Consider the following 16647-nt stretch of genomic DNA (forward strand, 5'->3'; position numbering starts at 1 on the left):
AAATTTCTTCCCGCCATTTATTGACGACCTGATCGTAACCACTCTTTTTGGCCTCTATTTATTGGCCTTGTACTTAAACAAAAGAGTGAATTGAGCAAAGAACAGGCTTAAGGAGACTGCAATTAACCCGTTGTTTGTTAATAAAGGCCCATCGTGGGGGCTGCGATTATTGGTTTGCCTTGTCCTATCGTTAACGCTGATGATCTCTGATTATCGCTATCAGCATATGGATCAGGTGCGCTCGATCATGACCGTCGCGGTAACTCCTCTTCAATGGGCTGTTGACCTACCTAACCGTCTCTGGAGTTGGGGCGCGGCAACATTTTCTGATCGCAGTGAGCTGTTAGAAGAAAATGCACATTTGAAAGAGCAAACATTGCAGCTGTCGAGTAAAAATCAGCTCATGGCTTATCTCATTGCCGAAAACCTTCGTCTTCGAGAACTATTGAATGCCGAGAAACTCTTTGAAGATAACTTCCTATTGGGAGAAGTTATCGGCCTTGATGCGGATGCTTTTACTCACCAAGTATTGGTTAACAGAGGCCGGCAAGATGGTGTCTATCAAGGACAGGCTGTTGTTGATGCTTTGGGCTTGATGGGGCAGGTGATTGCGGTGAGTGCGTACACCAGTCGTATTCTATTGGCTGCGGATACGGCTCATGCGGTGCCGGTTTTGGTGAATCGTAACGGTTTTAGAGGCATTGCCATTGGCTCTGGTAATATTGATGAGATTACTTTAAGTCATGTACCGGATACTTCAGATATTCGAAAGGGTGATCTGTTAGTCACGTCGGGTTTAGGTGAGCGCTTTCCTAAAGGCTACCCCGTTGCTGAGGTGAGTGAAGTACGACATGAACCAGGTAAGCCTTTTGCCAGAGTTACTGCACGTCCATTGGCTCAGCTTGAACGCAGCCGTTATGTGCTTATGTTGAATCCGAAAGATACTGAGCTTGCGCCGGAGGCTTCTGATGAAACAACGAAGACGACTAAAGCACCTCCTGAGACTCCTCTGAAACCTAGCAAGAAGGAGCAGCCGTAGATCATGCCTATTATTCTTTTTACTTTTGTTTTTGCTTTATTGTTAGCGGCTATGCCACTGCCGGATAGTATTTTATGGTTTCAGCCAGAATGGGCGACGATGGTTCTGATCTATTGGTGTATCGCCCTTCCGCATCGTATTGGCGTACTTGCTGGCTTTTTTTTAGGCCTGTGTATGGATTTGTTAGACGGTTCTCTTTTAGGGCAGAATGCTTTATCTATGTCGGTTGTGGCTTATTTGTCTCTGTTGCTGTTTCAGCGTTTGAGGAACTATGGGGCTTGGCAGCAAGCGATGATGGTGGGGATTTTAATTGGCATCAGTTTGATGATTTCTCAATGGGTGCAGAATTTGACCAGTGTCTCCGCTGATACCGTTGCATTTTTATTGCCTGCGGTGGCCAGTACGTTACTTTGGCCGTGGTTCTTTATTGCTATGCGTACCATACGCCGCCGATTCCAGATTAAGTGATACCTGTCACAAGACTATTACTATTACAAAAAAGTGTCTAACACGATGCAAAATAACGATATCTCCTATGATCTATGCCTGGCTTCGGCCTCCCCTCGCCGTCGGGCGCTGTTGGAGCAAATAGGCTTGAGCTGTTTGCTGTATCCCGTTGATTTGGATGAGACCGTGATGCCGGGAGAGTCGGCACCGTCTTACGTGTTGCGCTTAGCTGAGCAGAAAGCAGCAGCCGGTCAAAAGCGCTCAGGAACTCATTTACCTGTGCTGGGCTCTGATACTTCTGTCGTGCTGAAGGGAAAAATATTAGGTAAACCGAAAAATACCCGCCATGCTGTAGATATGCTGATGGCGTTATCTGGCCAGACTCATCAAGTGATGACCGGGGTTGCGGTTTGTCAGCATGATCGTGTGCAGTCCATTATTAGTGTGACGGATGTATCTTTTCGATCATTAACTGAAGCAGAGTGTTTTGCCTACTGCGATACTGGGGAGCCTTTTGATAAGGCTGGCGGTTACGGTATTCAGGGATTAGCCGCTGTTTTTGTGCGTTCTGTTTCAGGTAGTTATAGCAATGTTGTGGGTTTGCCTTTATTTGAGACGGCAGACCTATTAAAACAATTTGGAATTCGGCTTCTTGAGCGTTCATAAAAAGCGTCAACCGTGAAAAGAGCTGATTTATAGCAATTCCTATCGCAGGGAGGGAGTAGCGATGAGTGAAGAGATTTTAATTAATATCACACCGATGGAAACGCGTGTCGCTGTGGTTGAAAATGGTGTTCTGCAAGAGGTTTATATCGAGCGCACCCGCCGCAGGGGTATTGTTGGCAATATCTATAAAGGCAAAGTGGTTCGAGTTCTGCCCGGTATGCAGGCGGCATTTGTTGATATTGGTTTAGAGCGTGCGGCTTTTATTCATGCCGCTGATGTTGCCCCACCTAATCGGCAAAGCGGTACAGAGGTTGAAAGTATTAGTGCTCTGTTGCACGAAGGCCAGTCTCTGATTGTCCAAGTCACCAAAGAACCGATTGGTACAAAAGGTGCTCGTTTAACAACGCATCTTTCTATCCCCTCTCGTTACCTTGTTTATATGCCGCACACGCCTCACACCGGCGTCTCTCAGCGTATTGAAGATGACGTGGAGCGCGAGCGGTTGCGTAATATCGTAGAAAACACCGTGCTTGATGATGAAGAGTCTGCCAGTGAACGAAAGGGTGGCTTTATTATTCGTACCGCCGCTGAGGGCTTTGGTGAAGATGAAATCTTAGCCGATACGCATTTCTTACTGCGTCTCTGGCGAGCGGTGGAACGCCGTTGTAAGGGCGCGAAGAACAAAAGCATTATCTATGAAGATCTACCGCTCTTTATGCGCACCATGCGTGATTTTGTTCGTCCAGAAATTGAGAAAATCCGAATTGATTCCCGGGAAAATTTCACCAAGCTGAAAGAGTTTGTTCAAGAGTTCGTGCCGAGTCTTGAAAGCAAGGTTGAGTACTACCCAGGCGAACGACCTATTTTTGATCTTTACGGTGTTGAAGATGAGATCCAAAAAGCCCTAGGCCGCAAAGTGCAATTGAAGTCTGGCGGTTATTTAGTAGTTGATCAAACGGAGGCGATGACCACCATTGATGTCAACACAGGGGCTTTTGTTGGGCATCGCAATTTAGAAGAGACAATTTTTAAGACCAACCTTGAAGCGGCCACCGCCATTGTGCGACAGCTGCGATTGAGAAATCTGGGTGGCATTATTATTCTCGACTTTATTGATATGGAAGACCCAGAGCATCAACGTCAAGTATTGCGTTTGTTAGAAAAAAATCTAGAGCGAGATCACGCCAAGACTAAGCTTTCTGGTGTTACGGAGCTGGGATTGGTTCAGATGACGCGAAAAAGAACCCGCGAAAGCCTTGAGCAGGTAATGTGCGAACCCTGTCCAACCTGTGATGCACGGGGAACACTAAAAACACCAGAAACGGTTTGTTATGAGATTTTCCGTGAGATTCTGCGTGAAGAGCGAGCTTATGGCTCGGATACTTACTTGGTCTTAGCGGCTCAACCGGTTGTTGACCGCTTATTGGATGAAGAGTCTGCCGGTGTTGCCGATTTAGAGCTTTTCATCAAGAAAACGATTAAGTTTCAGGTGGAAACCTTCTATGGTCAGGAGCAGTTCGACATTGTTCTACTCTAAATATGATTAAACGATCATTTCTAAATATGATTAAGAGACGATCACTTATTATGACCAACACTCGCCATTTTTGGTTTTTTTAATGTCTGTACCTCGACATATTTTTAACCACAGTATTATTTGGCTCGTGCTGCCTATTGTGGTTGTTTTAGCGCTGTATGTTAGTGTGGGTCGCTATTTTTTTCCTCTTCTGGAAAATTATAGAGACGATATTGTTATGTGGACCAATGAGCGTTTGGCGATCAATCTTGAGATTGATCAGCTTGACGGCCAGTGGAACGATTTCGACCCTTTTATCAGCTTTGATAAAATTGCGATCTATGCTCCAGATGTTGATAGTCGAGGGCTTATTAAGCCTGCTATCACCGTTGATCGCTTTAGCCTAGAGCTGGATAGCCTAAACTCTTTTCGTTATCAATATCCTATTATTCGGCAAGCTTCTATCGAAGGGGTAACGCTGCGCTTAAAGCAAGGCGGTGACGAATCTTGGCTGTTAAACGGATGGCAAAACCAAGGGGTAAGTGCTGAGATTAAAGAAAAAGATGCCTCTTCTGAATTAAAGCGTAAAACCCTTAGAGAGGGTGACCGTTTACGGGATGATGTTGCGCCGATTACCTTGCTACTTAACTTTTTGCTTCGTCAGCAGCACCTGAAAATGGAGCATGTTTGGTTGGAGCTTACGGACCGTTTTGGTCGAGAATATCGAGCTTATAGTCGTCGTTTAGAAGTTTATGAAGTGGATGGCATTCAGCGCCTACAAGGCCAACTACAACTTAATCCTGAAACCCCTCAGCAGATTGAATTTATCATGGAAGTTAAAGGCGATCCCTTTGATCAGCGCTCTTTAACGGTTGAATTTTACCTACAAGCAGATTCTCAATCACTGACCTCTTGGCTAGAAAAAGTGGCCCACTTACTGCCTTTTAGTTCACCTGAGGTTGAAGGCGGGTTAGAACTTTGGGGGCATTGGCAAAATGGCCAGCTGCATAGCTTAAAAGGCGAACTTGAAAATGGCTTCCTTAAGCTGGCCTTGCCTGATCTACCCAAAATTGAGCTTTCTGATTTAAATACCACTCTATTTTGGCAGCGTAAAAAAGTTGGCTGGGAGCTTATTGCTGATAATTTAGCGCTTAAGTTACAGGGACGATCTTTCGTTCTTAACCAAATAGCGGCTTATAAAACACCGGATAGCTGGAGCCTACAGGTTGCTGATTTAGATCTTAAAACAGTCAGTGAAACCTTATTGGATTGGACTGAACTGCCAGGTGCTGCGCGAGATGCCCTTCAACGCTTACAACCTAAAGGCACGCTTAACAACCTCACTGTGAGTCAAACCGCAGGTCAGGGCTTTCTACTCAAAACAGAGTTGGATACGGTGAGTGTTGATGCCTTTTATGGCGCTCCCGTATTAAAAGGCGTTAATGGCTATGTAGAAAGCAGTGCTGATGCAGGTTTTATCCGTTTTAACTCTGACGCGTTCTATATGGGATACCCCATGCTATATAGCGGCGGCTGGTGGTTTAATAAAGCGAAGGGAGAGGTTCATTGGGATATTGGTGAGGCTTTGCGGGTTTATGGCTTAGGCTTACAGTTAAATCGAGAAGAGGCCGAAATTGCTGGTGAGTTTGATCTGACACTACCTAAAGATGCCGATGATCTTTTCTATTTAAATGTGGGACTTACGGATGCAGAGCAGAGTTTTGGCCTTCGTTTGATACCGGATTTAATTGTACCGAAGGATCTAACGGAATGGCTCAATACCAGTATTGAACAAGCTCAGGTTAAAACCGGTGGTTTTATCTATGACGGCACGCTAAACCTAGATTCTCAATCCCCTGTACGGGAAATATCAACGCTTTTAATGCTGGATATAGAACAGGGTGCGTTGAAATTTATGCCCGACTGGCCTAAAGCGGATCAACTGGATGCTCGGGTTCAGCTGGATGGAACCGAGTTAGATGTTCTTTTACATTCAGGCCGCTATTTGGGCAACAGTGGTTTGTCTGGTGAGGTTGATTTAAGGGATGACGGTACTAGTAGCGTTGTGGGTTTACGTTTAATGGGAGATTTAGTACCAGAGTGGGGGTGGCAGGTTTTTACCGATACGCCTTTGGCTTCTCTGGTACCGGAATCTCTACTCCAATGGCAATTATCTGGTGCCCCTTTACAGTTATTAACGGACTTGCACTTTCCTGTGGATGGTCGTCAAGGGGCGGGTGTTGTTACGGTTGATGCCAAAGATAACCGCTTGTTAATTCCTGAGCTATCGACACCTTTTGAGAATCTGCAGTCGACTATTACTTACGATATTGATCAGGGACTAAGTGCGGATAAAGCAACGGTCAATTTTTTAGGTGGGCCAGCCCGCTTCTCCATCGCAACGGATCTGGAGCGTAAATCTGTTACGGTGACTGGTGAGGGACAGGCAAAAGCTGAGGCGTTGAGCCGCTGGCAGCCGATGCCTTTTTCCCCTTGGCTTAAAGGGGCGTTCGATTACCAATTCGACTTAGAACTGGATCGTGTGAGTAAGCTTAAATTGACCTCGGGCTTGGAGCAAATCATGGTTGGTTTGCCTAAGCCTCTAGGCAAAGCTAAAGGGGTTGCCCAGCCTTTAGGCATTGATATGAGCTTTGCGGAGCAGGGTAATAAATTTTATATTGCTTATGGCGAGCCAGACACAGAATCTCATCTGATTAGTCATGGTTTATGGGGGCAAGGGGCTGAAAAAGCAGAGTACGGGGTTGGTGTTTGGTTTGGTAATACTATTCCTAGTGCTAAGCCTTTGGATAAGGCGAGCAATCGTACGGATCTCTATATCGGCAAATCGTATATTGAGATATCGCCATGGGTAGCCTTTGCAAAGCAGGAGCTTGCCCGTCAGTCGGTTGTTAATTCGGTCTCTAAATTTGAACAAAATATTTCAAGTTCAGCTATTGTTCATAACAGAGATACCGTTAGTAATAGGCATATTGGTAATAACGGAAATATTGGTAATAGCGGTATCGGTAATCCCACAGACGACTCCGGTCGTGTACGGCTTCACTTGAAAACAGATGTCCTTGCTTATCAGCATACAGAGATAAATGATTTAACGGTTGATGCGGAAATCTCAGGACAGGAGGTTGAAGCACGCTTTGCCGGACAGCAGCTCGAAGGGGTTGTTAAAGTTGGCTCTGAACTTGTGGAGCTTGATATGCAGCGGGTCTTTATCAAGAAGCCGGATAGTCAAGCGGAGTCAAAGCGGTCAGAACGGCGGGAGTTGTTTGAGCAAATATTCCTACCTGCATGGCCTAATGCGAATATTAAAGTGGATAACTTTGTTGTATTTGGCGTTAGCGGTCAAAAACTGGATGTTAGCTACCGTACTCAGCGCCAGTCACGGCAGATAAAATTAAATAATCTATCCCAGAAAAGTATTAACTTTGCCGGTACTCTTGATTGGCTGGTTCCCGATGAAAAGACGCGAGCAGAATCTTCGTTGATCTTCTCTGTTAAGGGAAAGGATTTGAGTGATGTACAGAACGCTTTTGATATCCCTGTTGCTGTTACCAGTAGTAAAGCGGCTATGGGTTTGCGTCTTAACTGGCTAGGCTTGCCTCATGAGGTTGATTCTAAAACTTTATCTGGTCAAGTCGCTATTGATCTTGATAAAGGACAGTTTGAGCAAGTTCAATCTGTTTCTGCCTTAAAGCTCTTATCCCTTTTTAACTTTGACTCTCTAGTGCGTAGGCTTCAGCTTGATTTTTCTGACTTATCAGGCAAAGGCTTATCCTATGATAAGGTGACGGGCAAAGTGATCCTTAATAAGGGGATTGGCGTTATTAGTGAGCCTATTAAAGTAGACGGTACGGCTACTAAATTTGAGATGACCGGTCAGATTGACTTCATTAGCGAACAGTTTGATCAAGAGATGGTGGTTACCTTGCCGGTTGGAGAAACACTGCCTTTTGCGGCGGTGTTAGCCGGTGCGCCTCAGATTGGTGGAACCATTTATATTGTCCAGAAAGTGTTTGGCAATCTGTTCGAGAAATTTACCCGCGCTACCTACACGATAAAAGGTGAGTGGGATAAACCAAAAATTGAGTTGAAGCGGGTTTTTTAGCCTGCTCTAAGAGAGTGTTTATGATAGAACAGGTTTCTCGGGAATTGTTGTTACCCGGTAATGTTAGCCTTGACCAACTGGATCAATTTTTAACTCAGGCAATGGGGCCAGGTATTGATTTTGCGGATCTTTATTTTCAGCAGTCGATGAGTGAAAGCTGGGTTCTGGAAGAAGGACTGGTTAAAGATGCCGGTTATAGCGCTGATCGTGGTGTGGGTGTGCGCTCTATTTCAGGAGAGAAAACAGGTTTCTCCTATAGTGGTGATATTACTGCTTTGGCGATTTCTCAAGCTGCACAAGCCGCGCGAAGTATTGTTCGCCAAGGTCAGTCAGGCCAAGTACAAGCTTTAGCCCGTGTTCATTTTAACCCGCTTTATGTGGCCGATAACCCGATTCTAGCGTTAAGCTCGGAAGAGAAATTAGCGATCTTGCAGCAGGCGGATACTATCGCTCGCGAAGTGGACTCCCGAGTCAAAGAGGTTACGGCTTCGTTATCGGCTAGCTTTGAACAAGTACTTATTGTGGCGAGTGATGGCACATTGGCGGCGGATATCCGCCCGTTAGTGCGGATTAATGTCAGCGTGATTGCCGAGCAAAATGGTCGTAAAGAACGTGGTTCAGCGGGTGCCGGTGGCCGTTATAGCTTAAAAACCTTGTTGGACAAATCATTAGCGGAGACAGTTGCCAAAGAGGCGGTTCGTCAGGCATTGGTGAACCTTGAGGCTGTTGATGCTCCAGCAGGAAATATGCCTGTTGTCTTAGGGTCAGGTTGGCCGGGTGTACTCCTGCATGAGGCGGTTGGTCATGGTCTTGAGGGTGATTTTAACCGTAAAGGTAGCTCTGCATTCTCAGGTCGTATTGGTGAGCAGGTTGCCTCATCGTTATGTACTATTGTGGATGATGGCACCTTGGCTGATCGCCGTGGCTCATTGTCTGTGGATGATGAGGGCACCCCTACTCAGAATACGACGCTTATTGAAAATGGCCGTCTTGTGGGTTACATACAGGATAAGATGAATGCTCGCTTAATGGGGCATGGGGTTACAGGTAATGGACGACGGGAATCTTTTGCTCACTTACCGATGCCTCGAATGACTAATACCTATATGTTACCGGGGGAGCATCCGCCGGAAGAGCTGATTGCTAGTGTTAAGAAAGGCATCTATGCGGTTAATTTTGGCGGTGGTCAGGTGGATATTACTTCCGGCAAGTTTGTTTTCTCCGCCAGTGAAGCTTATCTGATTGAAAATGGACGGGTAACAGCTCCTATTAAAGGGGCAACACTAATCGGTAATGGCCCTGAAACCATGCAGAAAATATCAATGGTCGGTAATGATTTACGCCTTGATGATGGGGTGGGTGTTTGCGGTAAAGATGGGCAAAGCGTGCCGGTAGGGGTTGGCCAACCCTCATTGAAAATTGATGAGTTGACCGTAGGAGGCACAGGGGAGTGACCCTAGTGCCAACATTCCTTTTAAAGGACAACCATTGGCCTATAAGCCAAAAATTTCGCGGAGGCCCTGAAATATTTTTCGGGCAGCCGCAGGTGGTTTGCCATCCTTTAGCTCTTTCTGTGCGGTGCGAATTAGCTGACGCATCATCTGACGGTCTGTATTCGGCTTCTCTTCGATTAACGCATTTAGCGCTGGATCACCTTCAGCAACCAAACGATCACGCCAGTGTTCTATCATATGGAACTGACGGTTATATGCATCGCTTGTGGTATCAAACAGAGCCAGTTTTTTTTCAATCGCATCAATATCTTCATTGCGCATCACCTTGCCAACGTACTGCAGATGGCGGCGCTGTGCTTCATGGGAGCGAATTCGGCGGAATTCAGCAACCGCCGCTAGCATTTCATCAGAAAGCGGCAGCTGTTTTATCTGGTCTGCATTCAGCTTTAGCAGTTTTGCACCCATCTCTTGAAGCCCCTTCATCTCCCGTTTTATCTGGGTTTTGCTTGGGCCTTCATCAAACTCTTCGTAGTCTTCTTGAATGTCGTCGGTCATATCATCCACTTGTACAGTTATTACTTGTGCAAAGTTTAACACAGTTACGAATGAAGACCGATTTGACGATGCATTTGATTAGTAAGTCACTTGATATGACACCGAATCCATTAGGGGGTCGCTAATGTCCCAACGTAATATAAAAAATCAGAATCATGAAACAGATCAGGCTTTAAGCGAGCAGATGCAAAGTTGGCATCAACAACTTCCTGAGTGTGCTCATAAAGTGCTGGAGCTTGCCTCTCAGAAAGGTGCGAGCAGTGCAGAGCTTTCTGTTTCGGGTAGCCGAGGGTTATCCATTAATGCCCGCCTAGCCGAGGTTGAAACCGTTGAGTTTAACCAAGATCAAAGCCTTTCTTTAACGCTCTATAAAGGCCAAAGAAAAGGCCATGTTTCCGTAACAGATTTAACGGATAAAGCACTAGAGCAAGCCGTGGATATGGCCTTAGCCTTTGCCGAGCATACCGCTGAAGATAGCTTTGCTGGCTTAGCTGATGAATCGTTAATGGCTCAGCAGTGGGATGACCCTCAACTGTATTATCCAGAGCCTTTTGATGTTGATCGATTGGTTGAGCTTTCATTGATTTGTGAAGCGGCTGGTCGGACGGATGAGCGCATTACTAACTCTGATGGTGCAGGATTTTATGCCGGAGAAAGTACAACGCTTTACGCCAATAGCCACGGCTTCACAGGGCAGCTTTGGGGGACAAGTTATTCCGCCAGTTGTGTGCTAATTGCTGGGCAAGGTGAGCTGATGCAGCGGGATTACTGGTATGACAGTAATCGACAGTGGGCGCTATTAAGTGATCCTGAGATGATCGGTAAAAAAGCGGCTGAGCGTACTTTAAGCCGTTTAAATCCGCAGAAATTATCCACAGGTAAAATGCCGGTGATGTTTGCCGCTGAAGTTGCATCGGGTTTAGTCGGTCATTTAATGGGGGCGATAAGCGGTGGTAGTTTGTACCGCAATGCTTCCTTTTTGAAAGACCGCCAAGGGGAGCAGCTGTTTCCTGAGTTTGTTTCTATCTATGAGCAGCCTCATCTTATCGCTGGTGTTGCTAGTGCGCCGTTTGATCAAGAAGGTGTTGCAACCCGTAATAATGTCTTTGTTGAGCAGGGTGTGTTGAATCAATACATGCTGAGCAGTTACTCCGCTCGTAAGCTGGGGTTAGATACTTCCGCTAATGCCGGTGGTGCTCGTAATCTGAGAATAACCTCAACCGGTGAGACCTATGAGCAGGTCTTGAAAAAGATGGGCACAGGGCTATTAGTCACGGAGCTTATGGGGCAGGGTGTGAATATGGTCACCGGTGATTATTCACGGGGAGCAGCTGGTTTTTGGGTAGAAAATGGTGTGATTCAGTACCCTGTACATGAGATCACTATTGCCGGTAACTTAAATGATATGTTCCGCCATATTATTGCAATAGGCAGTGATGTGGATGTTCGCGGTAATACTCAAACCGGCTCTATTCTGATTGAAGAAATGGCAGTTGCTGGGGCTTAATGGGCTTATGCTGAGTTAGATTTGATTAGGCCAGAAAAAGCGCAGAATGGTGATGCCATTCTGCGCTTTTTTATTCTTTTACCGTTCTTTATTTTCTATAAATAAAATGCGGTGGCTAGGCCTAAAAAAGCCATAAAGCCGATCACATCAGTTACCGTGGTGAGCAAAACGCTACCAGCCAGTGCGGGGTCAATTTTCATCCATTTTAGTGCTAAGGGAAGAGACGCACCGGCAAGAACCGCAACCAGTAAGTTAATGATAATCGCCGTGCCAATAATGAAGCCTAGGACCAAATCATCAAACCACAGTATCGCGACAACCGCGACAACCGCTGCCCAGATGACACCGTTAATTAAGCCGACGATAAACTCACGGTTAAGTAGCCAGGGTGTATTACTTGATGAAATATGACCTAAGGCCATACCACGAATGACGACGGTTAAGGTTTGACTCCCCGCAATCCCCCCCATACTAGCGACAATGGGCATAAGCACGGCTAGCGCGACCACTTTCTCGATAGTTGCATCAAATACCCCAATAACGGCTGACGCTAAAAAGGCGGTCATTAAGTTGATGCCGAGCCAAACGGCACGTCGTCTCGCGGTGAGCAATATCGGCGAGAAGGTATCTTCGTCTTCATCCAAACCGGCCATGCTCATTAAAGAGTGATCGGCATCTTCTCGGATAACATCGACCACATCATCAATGGTGATACGACCCAGTAGCGTGCCTTCTGTATCGACGACAGGGGCGGAAATTAAGTCGAATTTTTCAAACAGATTGGCGACTTCACTATCATGCATATCTGCGGGAATAACGATGGTGTCAGTATCCATCACCTCCCGAACCGTGATATTAGGATCGGAGACTAAAAGACGCACAATGGGCAGTCGGCCAATAAAGTGATCGCCTCGGCTGACGACCAATACCGAGTCTGTTGAGTCCGGTAATGATTGGTGGCGACGTAGATAACGCATCACCACATCAAGACTAATATCAGGACGTACCGTAATGGTGTCCGTGTTCATTAGGCCGCCGGCAGTATCCTCAGGATAGGATAATACGGCTTCAACGCGGTGGCGGTCTTGGGCATCCATAGAGACCAAGACTTCTTGGATCACCGTGTCAGGTAGCTGCTGAAGTAAATCAGCTATATCATCGGTTTCCAGGCCTTCCGTTGCCGTTAGAAATTCTTCAGGGTTCATACGCTTCAGGTAGATCGCCTGAATATCATCCACAAGGTGTTGAAGTACATCACCTTGGAATTCAGGTTCGATCATGCTCCAAAGCAGATCACGCTCTTTTGGCGGAGACGATTCTAATAGGTGCGCAACATCCTGCGCGGGTAAGCCGCGATTAAGCATACGGCGAACTTGAGCAAAAGCCCCTGAGTCCATAGCATTGGTCAGGCGCTCAAGAATGGGTGGCATATCCTGGTTTTCGCTGGCCATATATTACCGCATTAGTGAAAGAGAAAGGTTTGAAAAGTAATACAAGGTGTTAACTGTAATACACTGATATTACCGAATTTTTATTGAGTTAGCCGACGGAGTTAATCACCAAAACCATCGGCAAATAGTGCTGTGATCTCCTGTTCAATTTCTGCACTATTATCGGCGTTTACTTCAATCGTAAATACCGTTCCCTGAGGGGAGCTCATCATCATTAAAGCCATCATATTGCGACAATCGGCACTGCGCCCTGATTCAGGATGATGCAGAGTGATCTCTGCTGTTTCATATTGAGAGGCTAACTGTAGCAGCTTTGATGCGGGCCGAAGATGGAAGCCTTTACTGTTTGTGACGGTTACCGAAAATTGCGCCATTGTCGTGTCCTTTTGATGTCTATTTAGCCTATTAATCTTTATTGGCTAGGCTGAGGTCTCTGTGGCGTACTAATGTTTGGGGGTACTGGCGCTGAAAGCGTTGGGCAAGTTGGTCGGCAACAAAAACAGAGCGGTGTTGCCCTCCTGTGCAGCCGATACCAATCGTAATGTAGCTGCGACTGCTTGAAATAATACTTGGTAGCCATTTATCCAAAAAACTTGAGATATCAGACAACATAGCTCGAACGCTAAAATCTTGCTCAAGGAAGTCGATAACCGCTTGGTCTTGGCCGGTATAACCTCTTAAATGGCTCTCCCAATAAGGGTTCGGCAGACAGCGAACATCGAACAAAAAATCACAGTCTTTTGGTGAGCCACGTTTAAAGCCAAAAGACTGAAATTGGATCGCGACACTTTTTTGGCCGTCACTATTATCCAGCTGCTGACGAATAATATCCCTAAGATCGTAGATGCTAAGGTTGCTGGTATCGACTCTCAGGTCCGCTTGTTCGGCAATAACTTCAAGTAAGTTGCCTTCTTGAATCAGAGCTTCAGATAATGACACTTTTTCAGATGATAAGGGGTGTTTGCGTCGTGTGGCATTAAATCGATCAATAAGTGTCCCATCATCTGAGTCTAAGTAGATAATGCGTGTATCGTATCCCTCAGCTTTGAGCTTTTCAAAGTGAGGCTGAATCCCTTGGGGGTCAGTGACAATATTGCGAGCATCAATACTCACGGCAACATTGTTATTCGATACAGGGAGATTCTTAGGCAGCTGGCTCAACAGGCCGATTGGCAGGTTATCAATAGCAAAGTAGCCTAGATCCTCAAGGACATGAAGGGCGATACTTTTGCCAGAGCCAGAGCGCCCACTAATAATAACCAGCTTCATACTGCTTCCCTTTTTTATCAATTAGCCTACTTTTGTTTTGGCATTCTTTAAACCATATCTTAACACGCAATAGGGTCAGCTGAATGACAGCTGACCCTATTGGTTTATATCTGCGATTTATCCATGACAGCTCATCGTGCTGTGACGTTGATTCAGCTAAATTTTGCCTATGGTTAGTCTACCGCCCAAAGTTCATAGAGTGACTCTGCGTCAGGAGCCTCCCGTAGAAGACGGCTAAAATCGGGCTTTGAGAACTTTTCAGCTAAGCTAGATAGCAGCTGTAAATGCTCATCGGTGGCTTCCTCTGGCACTAGTAGAATAAATACTAGGTCAACAGGGCGTCCATCAATGGCATCAAAGTCGATTTTATCTTTTAGACGGATGAAGGTGCCAATGCTTTCTGAGCAGTTTTTTACTCGGCAATGAGGAATGGCAATGCCTTCCCCAACCCCTGTACTCCCAAGTCGTTCGCGGGCAATCAGGTTATCAAAAACCTCAATGCTTTCCAGCGTAGGAACCTGTTGGGAAATAAACTTGCTGAAGAACTCAAGAAGGCGCTTCTTGCTACCTCCGGGAACCCCGTCAAGGGTTCGCAGAGGTGTCAGAACTGAATTGAGTAACATAGATATCAGTTATGCTCAATAATTAGCGGGCTGCCGCACCCTGACTTCGGGCTTGGGCTTTTTCTTTATGCTTAATCAACTGGCGGTCAATTTTGTCAGTGAGCATATCGATTGATGCGTACATATCTTCGGCTTCTGCGGTGGCATGCAGATCTGCACCAGCAACGTGCAGAGTAGCCTCAGCAATTTGGCGCTCTTTTTCTAACTTAAGGACAACTTGCACATTGGTGATGTTGTCGACGTGGCGTTCCAAGCGTTCAAATTTAGTAGAAACATATTCTTGAAGCGCTTCAGTTAACTCTAGGTGTTGACCGGTAATATTTAATTGCATAAGTAGCTCCTTATTATTCGCGGTCTTGCAAATCTGATTGTATCGCTTTTCAGGTATTTGCAAAGCGTTTTTTTCTAAATCGATTTTAAATCAATTTCTTACGTTCATTTGATGGTGGAATATTCATCGCTTCACGGTACTTGGCGACGGTTCTTCGAGCAACCTTGATTCCCTGCTCCGCCAGCATATCAGCCAATTTGCTATCGCTGTACGGTTTGCGCGGAGGCTCATCCACGATCATCTTTTTAATCATAGCTCGTATTGCGGTGGATGACGCTTCTCCGCCTGCTGTTGTACCCACGTGGCTTGAGAAAAAGTACTTCAACTCAAAAATTCCACGGGGTGTATGGATATATTTCTGTGTGGTCACCCGTGAAATAGTCGATTCGTGCATACCGATAGCATCAGCAATATCATGTAACACCAGAGGCTTCATACCTTCTTCACCAATCTCAAGAAAGGCTTGCTGGCGCTTAACAATCTCTAATCCTACTTTAAGCAGTGTCTCATTGCGACTGTGTAGGCTTTTTAGAAACCAGCGGGCTTCCTGTAGCTGATTTTTCATAAAGGTGTTGTCGGGGCTGCTATCCGCTCGTTTGATCATGCCAGAATAAGCACCATGAATACGAATTTTTGGCGCAATATCAGGATTGAGATCAACTTTCCAGTGATCTTCCTCGCGAGTCACAAACAGATCTGGCGTTATATATTCCGCATGTTCGGTGGATATTGAGGAGCCAGGCTTAGGGTTTAAGCTGCGAATAAGCTCAATAATCTCTTGTAACTCGGGCTCTTTAACCCGAAGTCTACGCATTAGCTGAGCAAAGTCTCGGCTTCCGAGTAGGTCAAGATGGAAGGTGATGAGCTTACGTGTTTTTTCCAGTAAAAAATCTGAGGTATCTAGGGTTTTAAGCTGGATTAACAAGCATTCCTGCAGGTTTTTTGCGGCGCAGCCAATCGGATCAAGATGTTGGATATAGCCTAATACAGCTTCAATATCTTCTATTTCTAGCTCGAAGGCTGCATTTTTGAACTCAGTTCGATCGGATAGACCTTCGTAAATTTCTTCAAGTGGGGACGATAAGTAACCATCGGGGTCGATGCTATCAATAATAGCTTCGGCAATGGTTCGATCGCCCTCTGGTAGGCCTGATAGGTTTAGTTGCCAGAGAAGATGATCCTGCAAGGTTTCAGTAACGGTGCCTCTTTGCTCCAAATAAGAGCCGTCATCGTCACTTGGTGCGGATGATTGGGTATAAAGGCTTTCTTGATAAACATCATCCCAGCCGCTATCAACCGGTAAGTCCTCAGGGATAGAGTCCTGCCAGCTATCCTCCGCCGTTGCGGTATAGCTTTCAAGCTCAGCATCCTGATTTTCAGCGTTGGTTTTGTCATCGCTTTCTGACTTCGATGAGGCCTCTTCATGATGGTCAGCGTTTCTATCCTCGCTATTGTCAGAGCTGTTGTCAGCGTTTGATTCGGCCTCATTGGCGGAATCAAACTCATCCTCAAGCTCTAGCATAGGATTGGATTCAAGAGCTTCTTGAATCTCCTGCTGAAGATCTAAAGTAGACAGCTGCAGCAAGCGAATGGCTTGTTGCAGTTGAGGCGTCATGGTCAGGCTTTGACCCATTTTAAGCTGTAAGGCCGGTTTCATAGGTTACGG

At 45.9% G+C, this 16647-nt stretch carries 14 protein-coding genes; 7 read left to right on the forward strand and 7 right to left on the reverse strand.

The window, feature by feature from the left end:
• The first annotated feature begins 130 nt into the window (after window positions 1-130).
• From mreC to tldD, 6 genes are all read left to right on the forward strand, one after another.
• Complete coding sequence (gene mreC, locus G517_RS17595; RefSeq protein WP_084632040.1) at window positions 131-1039, forward strand: rod shape-determining protein MreC; 909 nt, start codon at window positions 131-133, stop codon at window positions 1037-1039.
• A 3-nt stretch (window positions 1040-1042) separates the two neighbouring features.
• Complete coding sequence (mreD, locus tag G517_RS0103400) at window positions 1043-1507, forward strand: rod shape-determining protein MreD (protein ID WP_036590259.1); 465 nt, start codon at window positions 1043-1045, stop codon at window positions 1505-1507.
• A gap of 45 nt (window positions 1508-1552) precedes the next feature.
• Complete coding sequence (locus G517_RS0103405) at window positions 1553-2152, forward strand: Maf family protein (RefSeq protein WP_036590261.1); 600 nt, start codon at window positions 1553-1555, stop codon at window positions 2150-2152.
• A 61-nt stretch (window positions 2153-2213) separates the two neighbouring features.
• Window positions 2214-3689, forward strand: a complete 1476-nt coding sequence (gene rng / locus G517_RS0103410) for a ribonuclease G (RefSeq protein WP_028303236.1) — start codon at window positions 2214-2216, stop codon at window positions 3687-3689.
• A gap of 82 nt (window positions 3690-3771) precedes the next feature.
• Complete coding sequence (locus tag G517_RS0103415) at window positions 3772-7791, forward strand: YhdP family protein (protein ID WP_028303237.1); 4020 nt, start codon at window positions 3772-3774, stop codon at window positions 7789-7791.
• Between the two features lie 20 nt (window positions 7792-7811).
• Complete coding sequence (tldD, locus tag G517_RS0103420; protein ID WP_036590262.1) at window positions 7812-9245, forward strand: metalloprotease TldD; 1434 nt, start codon at window positions 7812-7814, stop codon at window positions 9243-9245.
• Window positions 9246-9284: 39 nt separating this feature from the next.
• On the opposite strand, the gene yjgA is transcribed toward tldD, so the two are convergent.
• The gene (yjgA, locus tag G517_RS0103425) at window positions 9285-9800 is read right to left on the reverse strand and encodes a ribosome biogenesis factor YjgA (RefSeq protein ID WP_028303239.1); all 516 of its coding nucleotides are present in this window, start codon (window positions 9798-9800) and stop codon (window positions 9285-9287) included.
• 124 nt (window positions 9801-9924) lie between these two features.
• On the opposite strand from yjgA, the gene pmbA reads away from it, so the two are divergent.
• Window positions 9925-11307, forward strand: a complete 1383-nt coding sequence (pmbA, locus tag G517_RS0103430) for a metalloprotease PmbA (protein WP_245543186.1) — start codon at window positions 9925-9927, stop codon at window positions 11305-11307.
• 95 nt (window positions 11308-11402) lie between these two features.
• Here the strand turns inward: pmbA and mgtE are convergent, their stop codons facing one another.
• The 6 genes from mgtE to G517_RS0103460 form a co-directional block, all read right to left on the reverse strand.
• Window positions 11403-12758 carry a magnesium transporter gene (gene mgtE, locus G517_RS0103435; RefSeq protein WP_102043343.1) on the reverse strand — a complete coding sequence of 452 codons (1356 nt, stop codon included), beginning with the start codon at window positions 12756-12758 and terminating at the stop codon, window positions 11403-11405.
• 101 nt (window positions 12759-12859) lie between these two features.
• Window positions 12860-13132 (reverse strand): HPr family phosphocarrier protein, encoded by a 273-nt coding sequence (locus G517_RS17600; RefSeq protein ID WP_051205975.1) that lies wholly within the window; start codon window positions 13130-13132, stop codon window positions 12860-12862.
• 31 nt (window positions 13133-13163) lie between these two features.
• Window positions 13164-14027, reverse strand: a complete 864-nt coding sequence (gene rapZ / locus G517_RS0103445; RefSeq protein WP_028303242.1) for an RNase adapter RapZ — start codon at window positions 14025-14027, stop codon at window positions 13164-13166.
• A gap of 173 nt (window positions 14028-14200) precedes the next feature.
• On the reverse strand, window positions 14201-14650 hold the full coding sequence (gene ptsN, locus G517_RS0103450) for a PTS IIA-like nitrogen regulatory protein PtsN (RefSeq protein ID WP_028303243.1): 450 nt from the start codon (window positions 14648-14650) through the stop codon (window positions 14201-14203).
• Window positions 14651-14672: 22 nt separating this feature from the next.
• The gene (gene hpf / locus G517_RS0103455; RefSeq protein ID WP_028303244.1) at window positions 14673-14981 is read right to left on the reverse strand and encodes a ribosome hibernation promoting factor; all 309 of its coding nucleotides are present in this window, start codon (window positions 14979-14981) and stop codon (window positions 14673-14675) included.
• Window positions 14982-15066: 85 nt separating this feature from the next.
• Window positions 15067-16638 carry an RNA polymerase factor sigma-54 gene (locus G517_RS0103460; protein WP_028303245.1) on the reverse strand — a complete coding sequence of 524 codons (1572 nt, stop codon included), beginning with the start codon at window positions 16636-16638 and terminating at the stop codon, window positions 15067-15069.
• Between the last annotated feature and the right edge of the window lie 9 nt (window positions 16639-16647).

It is taken from the genome of Oceanospirillum maris DSM 6286, from assembly GCF_000422865.1.
Lineage (GTDB): Bacteria > Pseudomonadota > Gammaproteobacteria > Pseudomonadales > Halomonadaceae > Oceanospirillum > Oceanospirillum maris.